This is a genomic window from Streptomyces yaizuensis (assembly GCF_034961445.1).
GTDB classification, from domain to species: domain Bacteria; phylum Actinomycetota; class Actinomycetes; order Streptomycetales; family Streptomycetaceae; genus Streptomyces; species Streptomyces yaizuensis.
In genome coordinates, this window is record NZ_BSBI01000003.1 from 27,001 (window position 1) to 44,823 (window position 17,823).

Annotated in this window: 16 protein-coding genes; 6 read left to right on the forward strand and 10 right to left on the reverse strand. The window is 72.4% G+C overall.

The features are described 5' to 3' along the window. Positions 1-180 precede the first annotated feature (180 nt). Positions 181-1,476, forward strand: coding sequence for a helix-turn-helix domain-containing protein (locus SYYSPA8_RS08360; protein WP_323446378.1), 1,296 nt, complete (start codon positions 181-183; stop codon positions 1,474-1,476). A gap of 669 nt (positions 1,477-2,145) precedes the next feature. Here SYYSPA8_RS08360 and SYYSPA8_RS08365 read toward each other — a convergent pair. Next, on the reverse strand, positions 2,146-2,373 hold the full coding sequence (locus SYYSPA8_RS08365) for a hypothetical protein (protein WP_323446379.1): 228 nt from the start codon (positions 2,371-2,373) through the stop codon (positions 2,146-2,148). 107 nt (positions 2,374-2,480) lie between these two features. Between SYYSPA8_RS08365 and SYYSPA8_RS08370 the strand changes: the two genes are divergently transcribed. Together SYYSPA8_RS08370 and SYYSPA8_RS08375 are read left to right on the forward strand one after the other, a co-directional pair. After that, complete coding sequence (locus tag SYYSPA8_RS08370) at positions 2,481-3,308, forward strand: helix-turn-helix domain-containing protein (RefSeq protein WP_323446380.1); 828 nt, start codon at positions 2,481-2,483, stop codon at positions 3,306-3,308. Beyond that, positions 3,305-3,511, forward strand: a complete 207-nt coding sequence (locus SYYSPA8_RS08375) for a DUF397 domain-containing protein (RefSeq protein ID WP_323446381.1) — start codon at positions 3,305-3,307, stop codon at positions 3,509-3,511. Before SYYSPA8_RS08370 ends, SYYSPA8_RS08375 begins: the two co-directional genes overlap by 4 nt. Positions 3,512-3,818: 307 nt before the next feature. On the opposite strand, the gene SYYSPA8_RS08380 is transcribed toward SYYSPA8_RS08375, so the two are convergent. The 3 genes from SYYSPA8_RS08380 to SYYSPA8_RS08390 form a co-directional block, all read right to left on the reverse strand. After that, positions 3,819-5,468: a phospho-sugar mutase gene (locus SYYSPA8_RS08380; RefSeq protein ID WP_323446891.1), complete on the reverse strand. Its 1,650-nt coding sequence runs from the start codon at positions 5,466-5,468 to the stop codon at positions 3,819-3,821. 216 nt (positions 5,469-5,684) lie between these two features. Beyond that, complete coding sequence (locus SYYSPA8_RS08385; protein WP_323446892.1) at positions 5,685-6,503, reverse strand: purine-nucleoside phosphorylase; 819 nt, start codon at positions 6,501-6,503, stop codon at positions 5,685-5,687. Positions 6,504-6,923: 420 nt separating this feature from the next. Beyond that, the gene (locus SYYSPA8_RS08390; protein WP_323446382.1) at positions 6,924-7,361 is read right to left on the reverse strand and encodes a gamma-glutamylcyclotransferase; all 438 of its coding nucleotides are present in this window, start codon (positions 7,359-7,361) and stop codon (positions 6,924-6,926) included. Positions 7,362-7,777: 416 nt separating this feature from the next. On the opposite strand from SYYSPA8_RS08390, the gene SYYSPA8_RS08395 reads away from it, so the two are divergent. Both SYYSPA8_RS08395 and SYYSPA8_RS08400 read left to right on the forward strand, forming a co-directional pair. Next, positions 7,778-9,217 carry an NAD(P)H-quinone dehydrogenase gene (locus SYYSPA8_RS08395; protein WP_323446383.1) on the forward strand — a complete coding sequence of 480 codons (1,440 nt, stop codon included), beginning with the start codon at positions 7,778-7,780 and terminating at the stop codon, positions 9,215-9,217. Positions 9,218-9,470: 253 nt separating this feature from the next. Next, positions 9,471-10,454, forward strand: coding sequence for a DeoR/GlpR family DNA-binding transcription regulator (locus SYYSPA8_RS08400; RefSeq protein ID WP_407705966.1), 984 nt, complete (start codon positions 9,471-9,473; stop codon positions 10,452-10,454). 65 nt (positions 10,455-10,519) lie between these two features. Here the strand turns inward: SYYSPA8_RS08400 and SYYSPA8_RS08405 are convergent, their stop codons facing one another. From SYYSPA8_RS08405 to SYYSPA8_RS08430, 6 genes are all read right to left on the reverse strand, one after another. Further along, positions 10,520-11,101, reverse strand: a complete 582-nt coding sequence (locus SYYSPA8_RS08405; protein ID WP_323446385.1) for a TetR/AcrR family transcriptional regulator — start codon at positions 11,099-11,101, stop codon at positions 10,520-10,522. 300 nt (positions 11,102-11,401) lie between these two features. Then, positions 11,402-13,156, reverse strand: a complete 1,755-nt coding sequence (locus SYYSPA8_RS08410) for an acetyl/propionyl/methylcrotonyl-CoA carboxylase subunit alpha (RefSeq protein WP_323446386.1) — start codon at positions 13,154-13,156, stop codon at positions 11,402-11,404. 436 nt (positions 13,157-13,592) lie between these two features. Beyond that, entirely contained in the window at positions 13,593-14,207 is a 615-nt protein-coding gene (locus SYYSPA8_RS08415; protein ID WP_323446387.1) for a Maf family protein, read from the reverse strand. A 12-nt stretch (positions 14,208-14,219) separates the two neighbouring features. Then, complete coding sequence (mmpB, locus tag SYYSPA8_RS08420; RefSeq protein ID WP_323446388.1) at positions 14,220-14,348, reverse strand: morphogenic membrane protein MmpB; 129 nt, start codon at positions 14,346-14,348, stop codon at positions 14,220-14,222. 189 nt (positions 14,349-14,537) lie between these two features. After that, positions 14,538-14,753, reverse strand: a complete 216-nt coding sequence (locus SYYSPA8_RS08425; RefSeq protein ID WP_323446389.1) for an acyl-CoA carboxylase epsilon subunit — start codon at positions 14,751-14,753, stop codon at positions 14,538-14,540. A 101-nt stretch (positions 14,754-14,854) separates the two neighbouring features. Further along, the gene (locus SYYSPA8_RS08430; protein ID WP_323446390.1) at positions 14,855-16,483 is read right to left on the reverse strand and encodes an acyl-CoA carboxylase subunit beta; all 1,629 of its coding nucleotides are present in this window, start codon (positions 16,481-16,483) and stop codon (positions 14,855-14,857) included. 300 nt (positions 16,484-16,783) lie between these two features. Here SYYSPA8_RS08430 and SYYSPA8_RS08435 point away from each other — a divergent pair, with 300 nt between their 5' ends. Further along, positions 16,784-17,767: a biotin--[acetyl-CoA-carboxylase] ligase gene (locus SYYSPA8_RS08435; protein ID WP_407705942.1), complete on the forward strand. Its 984-nt coding sequence runs from the start codon at positions 16,784-16,786 to the stop codon at positions 17,765-17,767. Positions 17,768-17,823: the final 56 nt, after the last annotated feature.

Sequence of the window (17,823 nt, forward strand, 5' to 3'; positions counted from 1 at the left end):
CGGGTCACCACCCGTCCGCAGGGCCATCGTGTCGGCCCGGCAGGTGCGCCGGGGCCGACAGCGGACGCATCCGCACACGATGTGCGGAGCCCGCACGCGGTGTGCTTCCGCACGCCCTGCCGGGCCGGGGCCAAACACGGCTAGCGTCGTCCGCCCCGTCAGTGCGCGCAGGAGGCACCCATGGGCCACAGCCCGGAATCGGAAGACCTGGGCGCCGTCATCCGCGGCGCCCGCTGCGCGGCCAGACTCACACAGGCACAGCTCGGCCGGGAGTGCGGATACTCGGCGTCAGCGATCTCACGGATCGAGTCGAACAAGCTGCGACCGGACCGTGCCGCCGAGCTGCGCATCGCCGCAGCACTCGGCATCCCACCCGAGCGGCTGGGCAGGTCTGCTGTCCCGGACGCGCCCGCGATCGCTACGGTGGCGATCAGTTCGCTGTCGGACGAGGAGGACGCGGTGCGCCGTAGGAAACTGCTTACCGGGACGCTCGCAATCGGGGCGACGGGCGTTGTGGGCCCGGGGCCGGCAGCGGCCGCGACTCCGCAGACAGACCGGCACGGGCTGGAGGAGATCCTGTTCCGGCTGCCGGCCGCCGAACCGGTGGCACTGCCCCGCCTCGCCGAACAGTCGGCCACAGCCCGGAGCCTCTTCCGCAGCGCCCGCTACAACGATCTCGGACGGTCCCTGCCGAGGCTGCTCGCCACAGCGGAAGCAACCCGCGACGCGACTGCCGGACGCCAGAGGGAACAGGCGTGTGCCGTACTCGCCCGGGCGTACGTCCTCGCTTCGGAACTCGGCTCGAAGCTGCACTCGGACGCGGCATGGGCAGCCGCCGACCGGGCACTCGCCGCCGCCCGCGCGAGCGGCATGCCGGTGCCGATCGGGGAGGCGACCCGAGTGCTGGCGATCACCATGCGGCGATCCGGGCGCTCCTCCTCCGCCGTGCATCTGCTCACCCGGCAGGCGGCGGAGCTGGACGCCGTGCAGGACCGCACCGGTGCCGTACGGACGACGCTGCTCCTGACCGCCGCGTACTCGGCCGCCACAGGCAGGGACCGCACGACGGCGCTGGCTCTGCTGGACGAGGCCCGGGAGGACGCCGAGCGGCTGCCCGAGGTACCGGGGTTGTTCACCGTGGGTACCAGCCGGGCACAGGTGGACGTGTATCGCATCGGCGTGTTCAACGCTCTCGGCACTCCGGACGAGGGTGTGAAGGTCGCGGCCAACCTGGATACCGACCGTTTGCCGACGGCGGAGCGTCGAGCCCGGGCGTGGACGGACATCGCCCGTATGTGGCACGCCCTCGGCGACGGCGAGCAGACGTTCGCAGCACTGCGCCGGGTGGAGCAGGAGGCTCCACAAGAGGTGAGGCGACCGGCCCTGCGGGCCTTGACGTCGGATCTGCTGTACGGGCCGACGCGGGTGCGGGGGCTGCGAGAATTCGCCGTTCGCATCAATGCGGTGGTTGTTTGACCGGGGGTGGGGGTGCGGGTGGTTGTTTGTGCACCCGGGGCGGGGTGCGGGTCCGTCCTCAATCTCCCCCAGACTTCGTCCGGGGGGACCCCCACGGGGCTGGTTTTGTGCGGGTGGTCGTCGGGGGCCAGCCCCCGAGGCCCCCGCGCCTCAAACGCCGGCGGGGCTGGTTTTTGCCGGGTGATCGTCGGCGAGGCGGGTTTGTGCGGGTGGTTCCGGGCCCCGGTGGTGGTGCGGGTTGGCGGGGCCTCCGGGCTCACCTCCTCGGGGTCGGCGAGCGTACTCACGGGTTCAGTTCGGGTCGGCCTCCGCCGATCCCCTGCGGGGGCGACCCTGCACCCCCGCCCACGCAGCCAGTGCACGTGAGTGGTACCCCCGGCGGGGGGAAGGAGGGTGCGGGACCCCGTTCCGACGCGGGTCGGGCAGCGCGAGGCCCCCGGCGGGGGGATGAGGGGTGGCCCCGGTCGTCCCTGTGCGGGGGGCAGTGGCGACCGGGGCCGGGGAGCGCGAGGCGTGGGGCGCTCCCCCTTCCTCCCGGGTGCGGGCCGGGAGGGGACTGGGGGTTTTAGTGCCAGCCGTGCGGGGGTATCAGGGGCGGCTCCCACGCGAGGCAGAGATAGCCGACGCCCAGCAGCGCGACGGTGATGCAGCAGCGGATGCGGCTCACGCCTACACCCCCAGCCGGCTGTTCGCGTTCCGCTCCGCCAGCGCCGGGGTGAGCCGGTCGGTGGTCGTGGCGCGGCGGGTGTTCTCCCGCAGGGCGTCCCATTCGATCCCGCCCTGGGGCGGGCGGAGCGCGTAGTGGGTCTCGTAGATCTCCATGACCTCGCCGAGCGCCCTCGTCACGGTGTCGAACGCAATTTCTCCCACGCGGAGTTCGTCGTTCGTGGCAGGCACAGTGGTTCCTCTCCGTAGTGTCTCCACCACCAAGTGCCGTCAGCGTGGACCACCTGACGGCGTGTCTTCAACCTGCATTTTTTGCTTGGGGAGTTAGGTGGTGGCCGTTGAACAGGAAAGAGCTGGACCCCGAGAAGTCACCCAGCGCAGCATTCGGTATGCGATTGCGCACGCTGCGGGATGGGCGCGGCTGGACACAGGACGAGTTGGCGAAGCGGATGGAGTGCTCCTCGACGCATATCTCCGCCGTCGAAACTGGTCGGCGTCCGCCGACTGCCCGCTTCGCGAAGACCGCGGACCGGGTGTTCGGCACCGGGGACCGGCTTGAGCGTCAGAGCCTCGCGGTGCGGTACACGGCGCTCATCGAAGGGCTCCCGGAGTACCTCGGCTATGAGGCTCGCGCGGCAGAAATCAGGCTCTACGAGGTCGGCGTCATCCCCGGCATACTGCAAACGCCGGAGTACACATCGACCCTGACCGCGCGTGCCGTTGAGCGCGGGGCGATCACGCCCGAGCAAGGTGAGGAACGGAACGCGCTCATCCAAGGGCGTCAGGCAGTGCTTCAGCGGACGCCGCCGCCCCTGCTGTTCGTGGTGCTGGACGAGGGCTGTCTCAGAAGGCCTGTCGGCAGTGCCGACACCATGGAGGGGCAGCTGGCGCGGCTGGTCGAATTCGCTTGCCTGCCGAACATCGTGCTCCAAGTGGCCCCGTTCGAGATGGGGGACCGTCGTCCTCTCAGTCTGCCGCTGTATGTCCTGACCATGGAGAACCGCTCTCTGATCTCCTATGCGGAGTGCGCACACCGTGGGCAGATCGAACGGGAAACCTCCTCCGTGGTACCCCTGTTGACCGCCTACCACCAGTTGCAAGCCGACGCGCTCTCACAGACGCTATCCGTAGCCATGATCGAGCAGTTACGAAAGGGCACCCAGTGACGACCACGACCGACTCTCTCCGCTGGATCAAGTCTTCGTACAGCGAAAACGGCGGCATCTGCGTCGAGTGGGCCCCGGAGTACGCGTCCGGCACCGGCATCGTCCCGGTCCGGGACAGCAAGCGGACCGACGGCCCCGTCCTGATGGTCTCCGCCACCGCCTTCACCGGGCTGGTGGCCATGGCCCGTGAGGCCGCACGGTAACGAGCGCACGACAGCCGCGCCCCCCGGATCCGAGACCCGGGGGGCGCGATGTTTTTCCCCCGGCACGGGGTACCGGCCGCCCGCGCCTTGGACGAGGGCGGGGGTGCAGGGTCGCCCCCGCAGGGGATCGGCGGAGGCTCGCCCGCACGGGACCTGGTGAGTACGCTCGCCGACCCCGAGGAGGTGAGCCCGGAGGCCCCGCCAACCCGCACCACCACCCGGACCCGGGACCACCCGAACAAAACCAGCCCCGCCGGCGATTGAGGCGCAGGGGTTCGGGGACTGGTCCCCGACAACGACCCGCAGGTCAGCTCGACGGAAGACCCGCCGCCCCCGCCAGGTCCCGCTTCAGGGACGAAAGAACCTCCGCCGCCCGCGCCCGAGCGCCCGGCAGGGCCGCCGCCTCGGACACCGGCACCACGACCTCCAGATAGCACTTGATCTTCGGCTCGGTTCCGCTCGGCCGCACGATCACCCGCGCCTTGTACGTACCGTCCAGGTAATACCGCAGACCGTCCGTCGGCGGCAGCGCCGCGCTACCCTCCGCCAGGTCCTCGGCCGAGGACACCGAAAGCCCCCCCAGCGAGACCGGCGGAGCCCCCCGCAGGGTCCGCATCGCGTCGGCGATGACGCTCAGGTCCTGGACCCGGACCGAGAGCTGGTCGGTCGCGTGCAGGCCGTGCTCGACGGCGAGGTCGTCCAGGAGGTCGAGGAGGGTGAGGCCCTCCTCCTTCAGGGCCGAGGCCAGCTCGGTGATCAGCAGCGCCGCCGTGATGCCGTCCTTGTCGCGGACGCCCTCGGGGTCGACGCAGTAGCCGAGGGCCTCCTCGTACCCGTATCGCAGGCCCTCGACGCGGGCGATCCACTTGAAGCCGGTGAGGGTCTCCTCGTAGCCGAGACCGGCGGACTCGGCGATCCGGCCGAGGAGGGAGGAGGAGACGATCGACTCGGCGAGGACACCGCGCGCGCCGCTGCGGACGAGGTGCGCGGCGAGGAGTGCGCCGACCTCGTCGCCCCGGAGCATGCGCCAGCCGGCGTCGGTGGACGGGTCGGGGACGGCGACGGCGCAGCGGTCCGCGTCGGGGTCGTTGGCGACGATGATGTCGATCCCGGGGCCGGCCGCGCGGGCGGTCGCGAAGGCCAGGTCCATCGCGCCCGGCTCCTCCGGGTTGGGGAAGGCGACCGTGGGGAACGCCGGGTCGGGTTCGGCCTGCTCCGCCACCGGGACCGGGGCGGGGAAGCCGGCGCGGGCGAAGGCGGCGTTCAGGACGGAGGTGCCCACCCCGTGGAGCGCGGTGTGGACGACGCGGGCGGTGCGCGGGGAGCCGGGGGTGAGGACCGCGTCCGTACGGGTGAGGTAGGCGTCCAGGACGTCGTCGCCCAGGGTCTCCCAGCCGGACTCGGCGCGCGGCACGTCGGCGAGGGCGCGGATCGCGTCGATCTCCGCCGCGATCCCCGTGTCGGCGGGCGGCACGATCTGCGAGCCGTCGCCCAGGTAGACCTTGTAGCCGTTGTCGCGCGGCGGGTTGTGGCTGGCGGTGACCTCGACGCCCGCGACGGCCCCCAGCTGCCTTATGGCGAAGGCGAGGACGGGCGTGGGCAGCGGGCGCGGCAGCACGGCGGCGCGCAGACCCGCGCCGACCATGACGGCCGCCGTGTCCCGGGCGAAGTCGGCGGACTTGTAGCGGGCGTCGTAGCCGACGACGACCAGCCCGTCGCCCCGGCCCTGCGCCTTCAGATACGAGGCGAGGCCGGCGGCGGCGCGGATCACCACGGCCCGGTTCATCCGCATGGGGCCCGCGCCCAGCTCGCCCCGGAGGCCGGCGGTCCCGAACTGGAGGGTCCCGGCGAACCGGTCCGCCAGCTCCGCCGTGTCGCCCGCCTCGATGAGTCCGGCCAGCTCGGCCCGGGTGTCCGGGTCGGGGTCCTCGGCCAGCCATGCTCGGGCCCGCGCCATGAGGTCCTGGTCCTGGTGCACGCTCGCTCCGCCTTTCGCGCCGTCGTGTGGGTGCGTGTTCCTGTGTGGGGGGATCCCGCCCGGACAACGCGAACGTCCGGGCGGGATCCCCCCACCCGGACGTACCCGGTCGTCCCGGCGCCGCTGTGCCGGTACCCCCGGCGGTGTCACCGGCGGTGTCACCGGCGGTGCCACCGGACGGGGGTACCGCCGCGATCAGATGCGGGCCAGTACCCGGGTCAGCAGCTCGCCCATGTGGGCGGCCGAGTCACGGCCGGCCTGGAGCACCTCTTCGTGGTTGAGGGGCTCGCCGCTGAGGCCCGCGGCCAGGTTGGTGACCAGGGAGATGCCCAGCACCTCGGCGCCGGCCTCACGGGCCGCGATGGCCTCCAGGACGGTGGACATGCCGACCAGGTCGCCGCCGAGGACCCGGACCATGTTGATCTCGGCCGGGGTCTCGTAGTGCGGGCCGGGGAACTGGACGTACACGCCCTCCTCCAGGGAGGGGTCGATCTCCTTGCAGATCGCGCGCAGCCGCGGCGAGTAGAGATCGGTGAGGTCGACGAAGTTCGCGCCCACGATCGGCGAGGCGGCCGTGAGGTTGAGGTGGTCGCTGATCAGCACCGGCTGGCCGGGGCGCATGCCCTCGCGCAGACCGCCGCAGCCGTTGGTCAGGACGACGGTCTTGCAGCCGGCGGCGACGGCGGTGCGCACCCCGTGGGCGACGGGGGCGACGCCCCGGCCCTCGTAGTAGTGCGTACGGCCCAGGAAGACCAGGGCGCGCTTGTCACCGATGCGGTACGAGCGGATCGTGCCGCCGTGGCCCGCGACCACCGGCGGCGGGAAGCCGGGCAGTTCGGTTACGGGGAACTCGGCCTCGGGAGCGCCGAGGGCGTCCACGGCCGGGGCCCAGCCGGAGCCCATCACGAGGGCCACATCGTGTGTATCGGCGCCGGTCAGCTCGCGCAGCCGCGCGGCGGCCGCAGCGGCCGCCCGGTGGGGGTCGGCGCTGGCGCCGTCGAGGTCCGGATTCACATGTGCGTTCACGCGAATGAGAGTAACCGCTGATTCCCTACGCGCGTAGACCTGGCGGTACAAGGTCCCAGGATCGTTGTCTTGTCGTTTCCGACGAATGCCCGTCGCGGATCTCCGGGAAGGGGCGGAAGAGGGGGAAGGAAGAGGGAAGGAAGAGGGAAGGAAGGGGGCGGGAAGGCTCTCGGAAGGTTCCCGGAAGAGGTCCGGAAGACGCGCCGGAAGGGCCCGGGAATTGACCGGAACGGCCCCGCGCACGGCCCGGGAAACACACCCCCCACCGCCCACAGCCGGCCCCCAGGGGAGCGAACAGGGCGCAAAAGAGGAGCGGCCCGGCGCGAATAACGGCGCGTTCGCGGCGCTCGCCCTTTCGGCAAGGTGTCGCGGGGCCGCGCGAGCCGGGACCGGCGGGCCCCGCCCGGGTCAGCAGGGGCGCTTTCGCAGCTCCATCACATAGTCGTGCGGCGCCCCCGCCGACTCCGCCGCGTCCGCCAGCTCCCCCAGATAGCGGGCGGACGGCAGCCCGCCCTCGTACCCGTTCAGGACATACACCCAGGCGGGTTCCTCGCCGTCCAGCGTGTGCACCCGGACCCGCATCCGCCGGTAGATGTCGAGCCCGACACCCTCCCAGCGGTCCATCGAGTCCTCGTCCATCGGAGCGATGTCGTAGAGGGCGACGAAGACCTGCGAACGCGGCGCCTCCACGATCGTGGCGAGCGCCCCCTCCCAGCCCAGCTGTTCGCCACCGAAGGTCAGCCGCCAGCCGTTGAGCCAGCCCGTGCCGCGCAGGGGGGAGTGCGGTGCGCGGCGGGTCATCAGCCGCGCGTCGAGGTTGCCGGCGTACGCGGCGTAGAGCGACATGGGATCGAGGGTACGGGAGGGGCGCACGTGCAGGCGCGGTTCCGCTCTGTCATCCGGGCTCGGTTCGCCTCCGGGGCGCTGGTGCGCGTGTCGACGGTCGATCGTGCTCGACCGCTCGTTCCTCACGGCCTCCGCGCGTTCTCCCTTTCGACACCCGCGGCGCCCCTTCGGCTCACTCGCACGGGGGCCGAGGTCACGGGGCTGAGGTCACGGCGCCGGGGCGGCCGTACCGGGCGCGTTTCCGGGCCCCGCCAGGGCGGCCGGGCAGGGTCCGGAAGGGCTCCTGACCGCATCATGGGACCCGGGAGCGAGAAAGTTGAAGCGTGCGGGACAATGGGGTACGTACTCCAGCCCACCAGGGGCACTCAGCCCAGCGGGACACCCCCGCAGCAACGAGAGCGCGAGGCGTAACCCCAGTGACCCGAATCGTGATCATCGGCGGCGGACCCGGAGGATACGAGGCGGCCCTGGTGGGCGCCCAACTCGGCGCGGAGGTGACCGTCGTCGACTGCGACGGCCTCGGCGGCGCGTCCGTGCTGACGGACTGCGTACCCTCCAAGACCCTCATCGCCACGGCCGAGGTGATGACCACCTTCGACTCCTCCTACGAGGAGCTGGGGATCATCGTGGCCGACGACACCCCGCCCATGGAGACCGCCGCGCGTGTCGTCGGCGTCGACCTCGGCAAGGTCAACCGCCGGGTGAAGCGCCTCGCGCTCGCCCAGTCGCACGACATCACCGCCTCCGTCACCCGGGCCGGTGCCCGGGTCGTACGCGGCCGCGGACGGCTGGAGGGCGGGCAGGCCGCCGACGGGTCCCGCAAGGTCGTCGTACGGGCCGCCGACGGCACCGAGGAGACCCTCGTCGCCGACGCCGTGCTGATCGCCACCGGCGGTCACCCCCGGGAGATCCCCGACGCCCTCCCCGACGGCGAGCGGATCCTCAACTGGACCCAGGTCTACGACCTCGACGAGCTGCCCGAGGAACTGATCGTCGTCGGCTCCGGCGTCACCGGCGCCGAGTTCGCGGGCGCCTACCAGGCCCTCGGCTCCCGGGTCACCCTGGTCTCCTCCCGCGACCGGGTGCTGCCCGGCGAGGACCCCGACGCCGCCGCCGTCCTGGAGGACGTCTTCCGCCGCCGGGGCATGAACGTCATGGCCCGCTCGCGCGCCGAGTCCGCCAAGCGCGTCGGCGACCGCGTCGAGGTCACCCTCTCCGGCGGCCGGGTGATCTCCGGTACGCACTGTCTGATGGCGGTCGGCGCGATCCCGAACAGCGCCGGCATGGGCCTGGAGGAGGCGGGCGTCAAGCTCAAGGACTCCGGCCACATCTGGACCGACCGGGTCTCCCGCACCAGCGCCCCCGGCGTCTACGCCGCCGGTGACGTCACCGGCGTCTTCGCGCTGGCCTCCGTCGCCGCGATGCAGGGCCGGATCGCGATGTACCACTTCCTGGGCGACGCGGTCACCCCGCTGAACCTGAAGACCGTCTCGTCCAACGTCTTCACCGACCCGGAGATCGCGACCGTCGGCTGTACGCAGGCCGACCTGGACGCGGGTCTCATCGACGCCCGGGTCGTCAAGCTGCCGTTGCTCCGCAACCCCCGCGCGAAGATGCAGGGGATCCGCGACGGCTTTGTGAAGATCTTCAGCCGTCCGGGTACCGGAATCGTCGTCGGCGGCTGTGTGGTCGCCCCCCGCGCGAGCGAGCTGATCCACCCGATCTCGCTCGCCGTCGACAACAATCTGACGGTCGAGCAGATCGCCAACGCCTTTACCGTCTATCCCTCGCTCTCGGGGTCGATTGCCGAGGTGGCGCGCCAGTTGCACACCCGTAAGACGGCCGGCGAGGGCTGACGGTCACGTACCGTTCCCGGATCGAACGACTGGGGCCCGGCCGAACGGCCGGGCCCCAGTCGTTCGAAATCCAACAACCGCCGACAAGCGCCGACAACCGGACGAGAACCCGCGGCCCCGTTCGCTCATACCACTTGATGGCCCTCGGTGAGCGCACTACTTATTATTCGGCGCATACTGCTGAAAACTATCGGCCGGTCAGGTTACTGTCAGTTTCGTGTTCGCTGCAGAACGTCGCCAATTGATCCTTGAAATGGTGCGCGCCAACGGAGCCGTGTCCCTCCGTGAGCTCGCCCGCGTCGTCCAGACCTCCGAAGTGACCGTACGGCGGGATGTGCGGGCGCTGGAGGCCGAAGGACTCCTCGACCGCCGGCACGGCGGTGCGGTATTGCCGGGCGGGTTCACCCGCGAGTCCGGCTTTCCGCAGAAGTCCCTGTCCGCCACCGCGGAGAAGACGGCGATCGCCGATCTCGCCGCGGGCCTCGTCGAAGAGGGCGAGGCCATCGTCGTCGGCGCCGGTACCACCACGCAGGAGCTGGCCCGGCGGCTCGCCCGGGTGCCCGGGCTGACCGTCGTCACCAACTCCCTGCTCGTCGCGCAGGCCCTCGCCCACGCCAACCGGGTCGAGGTCGTCATGACCGGGGGCACCCTGCGCGGCTCCAACTACGCGCTCGTGGGCAGCGGGGCGGAACAGTCGCTCCAGGGCCTGCGGGTCTCCCGGGCCTTCCTCTCCGGCAGCGGGCTCACCGCCGAACGGGGCCTGTCCACCTCCAACATGCTCTCCGCCAGCGTCGACCGGGCGCTCGTGCAGGCCGCCGCCGAGGTCGTGGTCCTCGCCGACCACTCCAAGCTGGGCGCCGACACCATGTTCCAGACCGTGCCCACGGATGTGATCACCCGGCTGGTCACGGACGAGCCGCCCGCGCACGACGAACGGGCGGCGACGGAGTTGCAGGCCCTCGCGGACCAGGGGGTGCAGATCACCGTGGCCGGTGGCCCGCCGGGGCAGGTGCCGCCCGGTGCGGTGGGCCGGCCGGGCGCGTCCGCCGACGAGGACGGGAAGGTCCGGCCGCAGCGCCGGGAGGTGCCCCTGCCGGGCCAGCGGCGCACCCGGGGCGGTGCGGGGCCCGGGCCCACCCGGCTGGGCCCGGCGGGCGGCCTGGAGCCCGGCAGCGCCCCGGGGCCCGGCGGCGCCATGGAGCGCACGGCTCGGATGGCGGACCTCCGCCGCCGCTGACCCGGACCGGAGCAGCGCCAGAGCGGCACCGGGGCGGCATGGAACGACACCAGGGGCCGGGGGCGTCAGGCGGGACCCAGGCCCCGCAGGGTGAGATTCAGAAGGCGGTCGGGCAGCGCGGGGTCGTCCGGGTTCTGCTCGGCGGCCAGCGCGATGGCGTTGGTGAGCTGCATCAGATCGCCGGTCGACACCTCGTCGCGCACCGCCCCCGCCTCCCGCGCCCGTGCCAGCAGCCGGTCCCCGGCCTCGTACAGCGGCACACAACACGGCGAGAGCGCCGAACTCGCGTCCCGGGAGGCTGACATCAGCGCCCGCGCGATGCCCCGGTACTCACTCGCATGAGTGATGAGGGCGCGCAGCCACTCCATCAGCGCCGCACAGGGGCGCTCCGCGTACGCCAGCTCACGGGAGTGGTCGAGCAGGGTCTCGGCCGCCTCCCGGAAGACCGCGTTCATGATGGCCTGGCGGTTGGGGAAGTGCCGGTAGAGCGTGCCGATGCCGACGCCCGAGCGGCGGGCGATCTCCTCCAGCGAGGCGTCGGTGCCCCGTTCGGCGAAGACGGTACGGGCCTCGGCGAGCAGCCGTTCGTAGTTGCGCCGGGCGTCCGCCCGCATGGGACGGGCCGTGCCCGCTGTCGTCGTCGCCATCGCGCGGTCCTCCCTGGAGCTCTCCGGGTCCTCCCGGTCAGGGGACAGGATGCCATCGCGGGGGCCGCGCCACCCCGGGTAAGCCGAAGTAGCCGGAGTAAGCAGCCGGAGTCCGTTCCGTGCGCCCCCGGTCGTGCCCCCGTCGTGCCCCGGTCACGCTTCGGCCGTGCCCCGGTCGCGCTTCGTCGGCCGGCTTTTCGGTACGGGGCCGGGAACGGGACAGCGGCCCGGCACCCGGGAACACCGGGCGGCCGGGCCGCTGTTCGGATCCGAGGAGACCTCCCGGCCCCTCCGGACCGGTCAGTCCTTGATTTCGCAGATGGCGGCGCCGGAGGAGATGGAGGCGCCGACCTCGGCGCTGAGGCCCTTGACGGTGCCGGCGCGGTGGGCGTTGAGGGGCTGTTCCATCTTCATCGCCTCCAGGACGACGATCAGGTCGCCTTCCTGGACCTCCTGGCCCTCCTCGACCGCGATCTTGACGATGGTGCCCTGCATGGGCGAGGCGAGGGTGTCGCCGGAGGCGGTGGCGGAGGACTTCTTCGCCGCCCGGCGCTTGGGCCGGGCGCCGGCGGCGAGGCCGGTGCGGGCCAGGGTCATCCCCAGCGAGGAGGGCAGCGAGACCTCCAGGCGCTTGCCGCCGACCTCGACCACGACGGTCTCCCGGCCGGGCTCGTCGTCGGTGTCGGGCGCCGCCGGCACCGTGAAGGCCGGGATCTCGTTGACGAACCCGGTCTCGATCCAGCGGGTGTGGACCGTGAACGGGTCGCTGGTGAACGCCGGGTCCCGCACCACCGCGCGGTGGAAGGGGATCGCGGTCGCCATGCCCTCCACGGTGAACTCGTCCAGCGCGCGGGCGGCGCGCTGGAGCGCCTGCTCGCGGGTCGCGCCGGTGACGATCAGCTTGGCGAGCAGGGAGTCCCACGCGGGGCCGATGACGCTGCCGGACTCGACGCCCGCGTCCAGGCGGACCCCGGGTCCGGTGGGCGCGTTGAAGGCGGTGACGGTGCCGGGCGCGGGCAGGAAGCCGCGGCCCGGGTCCTCGCCGTTGATGCGGAACTCGAAGGAGTGACCGCGCACCTGCGGGTCGTCGTAGCCCAGTTCCTCGCCGTCGGCGATGCGGAACATCTCGCGCACGAGGTCGATGCCGGCGACCTCCTCGGTCACCGGGTGCTCGACCTGGAGGCGGGTGTTGACCTCCAGGAAGGAGATCGTGCCGTCGAGGCCGACGAGGAACTCCACCGTGCCGGCGCCGACATAGCCGGCCTCCTTGAGGATGGCCTTCGACGCCCGGTACAGCTCGGCGTTCTGCGCCTCGCTCAGGAACGGCGCCGGGGCCTCCTCGACCAGCTTCTGGTGGCGGCGCTGGAGCGAGCAGTCACGGGTGGAGACGACGACCACGTTGCCGTGCTGGTCGGCCAGGCACTGGGTCTCGACATGGCGGGGCTTGTCGAGATAGCGCTCGACGAAGCACTCGCCCCGGCCGAAGGCGGCGACGGCCTCGCGGACCGCCGAGTCGTACAGCTCCGGGACCTCTTCGAGGGTGCGGGCGACCTTCAGGCCGCGGCCGCCGCCGCCGAAGGCCGCCTTGATCGCGATGGGGAGGCCGTGCTCCCGCGCGAAGGCGACGACCTCGTCCGCGCCGGAGACCGGGTCCGGGGTGCCCGCGACGAGCGGGGCCCCGGCCCGCTGGGCGATGTGCCGGGCGGCGACCTTGTCACCGAGGTCGCGGATCGCGGACGGCGGCGGGCCGATCCAGGTCAGCCCGGCGTCGATCACGGCCTGGGCGAACTCCGCGTTCTCGGACAGGAAGCCGTAACCCGGGTGGATCGCGTCCGCCCCGGAGTCCCGGGCGGCCTGGAGCACCTTGGCCATGTCCAGATAGCTGGCGGCCGGTGTGTCACCGCCCAGGGCGAACGCCTCGTCTGCCGCGCGGACGTGCAGGGCGTCCCGGTCCGGGTCGGCGTAGACCGCCACGCTCCCGATCCCCGCGTCCCGACAGGCGCGGGCGACGCGAACAGCGATTTCGCCACGGTTGGCGATGAGCACCTTGCGCACGATGGCTCCCTCCTGGAAACAAGCTGAGTTTAGGGACTACCGACACGGCCTTTCGACCCGTCCCCATTGGTGAGCTTGCCCACACGGAGCGTGATTCGAGGCTCGCGCAAGTCGCGAAATCCCTTGTCGCAACGGAGTGCGACGGGCTTCCTCCTCGCAGCGTAGCCCGCTGGAGCGGTGCGGGTCTCTGTTAGGGAGCCCAGCGGCCCGACGTGTTTCTTTGTGGAGTGTCTACGAATGACACAGGGGCGTATTTCTGCCGCTCCGGCGCTTTCGGACGCGCGGCGGGCAGGTGTTCCGCCCCCTGTCGTGACAGGTACCGGCCAGTAGCCGCCCTGGCCTCCCGGCCCGCCCTTACCGGCGGTACGGGCCGTGGGCGGCGGGGCGGGGCGGGGGAGGGCCGGTGGAGGGGGCCGGTGGAGCGGGACGGCGCGGGTCAGACCCAGAAATCGGCCACCGAACGCCCGTGCTCGCCCAGCAGCCTCCGCAGCAGCGGCAGCGACAGGCCGATGACATTGCCGTGGTCGCCCTCGATCCCCTCGATGAACGGACCCGACCTGCCGTCCAGCGTGAACGCGCCCGCGACGTGCAGCGGCTCGCCACTGGCCACGTACGCGGCGATCTCCGCGTCCGAGGGCTCACCGAACCGGACCGTCGTGGACGCGGTCGCCGACGCGATCCGCCCGGTCCCGGTGTCGATCACGCAGTGACCGGTCTGGAGGACGCCGCTGCGGCCGCGCATCGACTTCCAGCGGGCCGTCGCCTCCTCCGCGTCCCGCGGCTTGCCGAGGGCCTCCCCGTCCAGCTCCAGGACCGAGTCGCAGCCGATGACCAGCGCCCCGGAGACCTCCGGCAGCGCGGCGACGACGGCCGCCTTCGCCTCGGCGAGGACCAGGGCCAGTTCGGCGGGGGTCGGGGCGGTCAGGGCGTCCTCGTCGACACCGCTGACGATCACTTCGGGCGCGAAGCCCGCGTGCCGCAGCAGACCGAGACGGGCGGGGGAGGCGGACGCGAGCACCAGGCGGGGGGTTTCGGCGGTCATGCCCGCCATGGTAGGTCGCGGTCAGCGCAGACCGATCACGAACATCCCCACCAGCATGGCCAGCGCGAGCAGCAGCCCCGCGCGGCGCATCATCGCCTGCGTCTCGCGCAGTTCCTCGGGGGGCTCGTTGTCGGGGTCGGACCACAGCATGATTCCGATGGTGGCGCTGCCGGCTGTCGTGCCGCCTGAGTACGGGTACTCAAGCCGCGCGGGCCCTTCGTCACACCTGCCGGAGGACATGCGGTCGCGGGTCCGGGCACAGGGGCGGGAAGGCGGCCAGTCCCGTACCGGCCATCGGGCGATGACCTGCGCGAAGGGGCCGCTCCACCCGTCGGCGGGCTACCCGGGCCAGTAGGTCCGCGCCCAGGCCCGGGGCCCCGGCCGCGGGCCCGGCCGGCGCGCGATCCGCGCCGGGTCGGACCACTGCTCCGGTCCCGGAGCACCGCTCCCGAAACTGTCCGCGCCGCTCGCGGACGCCACCGCGCGGGCGCGGACCACCGCGAGCGCGGCGGCCAGCTCCTCCGGCGTGGGATTGCCCCGTACCACCCTGATCATCGTCTCGCCCTTCCGTTCCGGCTCCCGTTCCGGTTTCTGCTCCGGTTTCTGCTCCGGCTCCCGTTCCGGGGGAGGTCCGCTTGCGGCAGCGGCAGGCCCGCTCACAGCGGGATGTTGCCGTGCTTCTTCGGCGGCAGGCTCTCCCGTTTGGTCCGCAGCTGACGCAGCCCGCGCGTGATCTGCGCCCGGGTGTCGGACGGCAGGATCACCGCGTCCACGTAGCCGCGTTCCGCCGCCGTGTACGGGTTGAGCAGGGCATCCTCGTACTCCCTGATCAGCTCCGCGCGCACGGCCTCCCGGCTCTCGTCGTCCCCGGCGGCGGCGATGGTGCGCCGGTGCAGGATGTTGACCGCGCCCTGGGCGCCCATGACCGCGATCTGCGCGGTCGGCCAGGCGAGGTTGAGATCCGCCCCCAGGTGCTTGGACCCCATCACGTCGTACGCGCCGCCGAACGCCTTGCGGGTGATGACCGTGATCAGCGGCACCGTGGCCTCCGCGTACGCGTAGATCAGCTTGGCGCCCCTGCGGATGATCCCGCCGTACTCCTGGTCCACGCCGGGAAGGAAACCGGGGACGTCGACGAAGGTCAGCACCGGGATGTTGAACGCGTCGCAGGTGCGGACGAACCGCGCAGCCTTCTCGGACGCGTTGATGTCCAGACAGCCCGCGAACTGGAGCGGCTGATTGGCCACCACGCCGACCGGATGCCCCTCCACCCGGCCGAAGCCGGTGAGGATGTTCGGCGCGAACAGCGCCTGGGTCTCCAGGAACTCGCCCTCGTCCACCACATGCTCGATCACCGTGTGCATGTCGTACGGCTGGTTGGCGCTGTCCGGGATCAGGGTGTCCAGCTCCGCGTCCTGTGCGGAGGGGCGCAGATCGGCCTCCTCCGGGTAGGCGGGCGGCTCGGAGAGGTTGTTGGAGGGGAGGTAGGAGAGCAGCGACTTCACATACTCGACGGCGTCCTTCTCGTCCCCCGCCAGGTGATGGGCCACGCCCGAGGTGGTGTTGTGGGTGCGGGCGCCGCCCAGCGCCTCGAAGCCGACGTCCTCACCGGTGACCGTCTTGATCACATCGGGTCCCGTGATGAACATGTGCGACGTCCGGTCCACCATCACCGTGAAGTCGGTGATGGCGGGGGAGTAGACGGCGCCGCCCGCGCACGGGCCCACGACCAGGGAGATCTGCGGGATCACCCCGGAGGCGTGGGTGTTGCGGCGGAAGATCTCGCCGTACATCCCCAGCGCGCTGACGCCCTCCTGGATCCGCGCGCCGCCGGAGTCGTTGATGCCGATCACCGGGCAGCCGGTCTTCAGCGCGAAGTCCATCACCTTGATGATCTTCTGGCCGTAGACCTCGCCGAGGGCGCCGCCGAAGACGGTGAAGTCCTGCGAGAAGACGGCGACCGGGCGGCCGTCGACCGTGCCGTAGCCGGTGACCACGCCGTCCCCGTACGGGCGGGTGTTCTCCAGGCCGAAGCTGGTGGAGCGGTGGCGGGCCAGCTCGTCCAGTTCGACGAACGACCCCTCGTCCAGGAGCAGTTCGATCCGCTCGCGCGCGGTCAGTTTCCCCTTGGCGTGCTGCTTCTCCACCGCGCGCCCGGAGCCGGCGTGGACGGCCTCGTCGATGCGGCGCCGGAGATCCGCGATCTTCCCGGCGGTGGTGTGGACGTCGATGGACTGCGGGATCTCCTGCGAGATCTCCGACGGGACCTTTTCCGGCTCGGACATCGGGATGCGGCTCCCCTGGCTGGCTCGTCAGCGCCGTCGGCGGCTGAGCTGCGTGCGTCGGTGCGGCTGGGCGTCTCTGCTGGTGCTGGTGGTGCGGCGGATACGGGCGGTGTCCCGGCGGGCGGTCCCCGAGCTGGTGCACTGCACCGGTGTGCGGGTCGCACGTGTGCAGGTCACAGGGGACGGAGAGACCCGGAATCATGCCGTCCGGACCGGCTCCGGCCCTTGCTACCGAGTCGTAGAGTATCGGCGCCCCTACTGTTCGGCAGTGCGGTGTTCACCACACCTACTCTGGCTTGCATGACGCCAGACAACGCGCCAAGGAAGCCGGGGAACACGCCTGGGAGTACGCCGGGGAGTGCGCCGGGGAATACACCGGGAAGCGTGCCCGGGGACAAGCCGGGTGACGTGCCGGGGGCGGTGCCAGGTGCGGTACCGGGTGGCGTGACCGGGAGCCGCTGGTCCGACCTGGACCGGCCGCCGCTCCGGGCCGCCGCCCTGCGCCGGGCCCTGCTCCGCCCCGGCGGGCTGTGGACCTCCTTCGACGTGGTCCCCACCACCGGCTCGACCAACTCCGACCTGACGCGCCGCACCCCGCCGGCCGAGGGCGCCGTACTCGTCGCCGAGGAACAGACCGCCGGGCGCGGCCGCCTCGACCGCTCCTGGACCGCCCCGCCCCGCTCCGGCCTCTTCTTCTCCGTGGCCCTGCGCCCCGGGCCCGCCGTCCCCGTCGAACGCTGGGGCTGGCTGCCGCTGCTCGCCGGTGTCGCGGTCGCCACCGGGCTGAGCCGGGCCGCCGGCGTCGACATGTCCCTCAAATGGCCCAACGACCTCCTCGTCACCGTCGGCGGCGAGGAACGCAAGACCGGCGGCATCCTCGCCGAGCGGGCGGGCGACGACACCGTGGTCGTCGGCATCGGCGTCAACGTCTCGCTGCGCGCCGGTGAACTCCCCGTGCCCACGGCGGGCTCGCTCGCGCTCGCGAACGCCGTCTCCACCGACCGCGACCCGCTGCTGCGGGCCGTCCTGCGCTCCCTGGAGCAGTGGTACGGGGACTGGCGCGCGGCCGGCGGCGACCCCGTGGCCTCCCGGGTCCAGGAGGCGTACGCGGCCGGGTGCGCCACCCTCGGCCGTACCGTACGGGCCGAACTCCCCGGGGACCGCTCCCTGACCGGCGAGGCGGTGGCCCTGGACGGCGACGGACGGCTGGTGCTCGCACGCGCGGACGGCGGGCGGGAGGCGGTCGGCGCGGGCGACATCGTGCATCTGCGCCCGGCGGGGTGAACGGGGGGCGGGCGGCCCCGGCGCCGCCCGCCGGGGCCCGGGGCGCGGCGGCGGGC

Bases quoted from the DNA above. Each gene is read 5' to 3' on its own strand.
- SYYSPA8_RS08380 (WP_323446891.1), bottom strand. From the start codon at position 5,468: ATGGCGCGGGCCCGAGCATGGCTGGCCGAGGACCCCGACCCGGACACC.
- SYYSPA8_RS08430 (WP_323446390.1), bottom strand. From the start codon at position 16,483: ATGTCCGAGCCGGAAAAGGTCCCGTCGGAGATCTCGCAGGAGATCCCG.
- SYYSPA8_RS08435 (WP_407705942.1), top strand. From the start codon at position 16,784: ATGACGCCAGACAACGCGCCAAGGAAGCCGGGGAACACGCCTGGGAGT.
- SYYSPA8_RS08415 (WP_323446387.1), bottom strand. From the start codon at position 14,207: ATGGCGGGCATGACCGCCGAAACCCCCCGCCTGGTGCTCGCGTCCGCC.
- mmpB (WP_323446388.1), bottom strand. From the start codon at position 14,348: ATGCTGTGGTCCGACCCCGACAACGAGCCCCCCGAGGAACTGCGCGAG.
- SYYSPA8_RS08360 (WP_323446378.1), top strand. From the start codon at position 181: ATGGGCCACAGCCCGGAATCGGAAGACCTGGGCGCCGTCATCCGCGGC.
- SYYSPA8_RS08390 (WP_323446382.1), bottom strand. From the start codon at position 7,361: ATGTCGCTCTACGCCGCGTACGCCGGCAACCTCGACGCGCGGCTGATG.
- SYYSPA8_RS08400 (WP_407705966.1), top strand. From the start codon at position 9,471: ATGGTGCGCGCCAACGGAGCCGTGTCCCTCCGTGAGCTCGCCCGCGTC.
- SYYSPA8_RS08405 (WP_323446385.1), bottom strand. From the start codon at position 11,101: ATGGCGACGACGACAGCGGGCACGGCCCGTCCCATGCGGGCGGACGCC.
- SYYSPA8_RS08425 (WP_323446389.1), bottom strand. From the start codon at position 14,753: ATGATCAGGGTGGTACGGGGCAATCCCACGCCGGAGGAGCTGGCCGCC.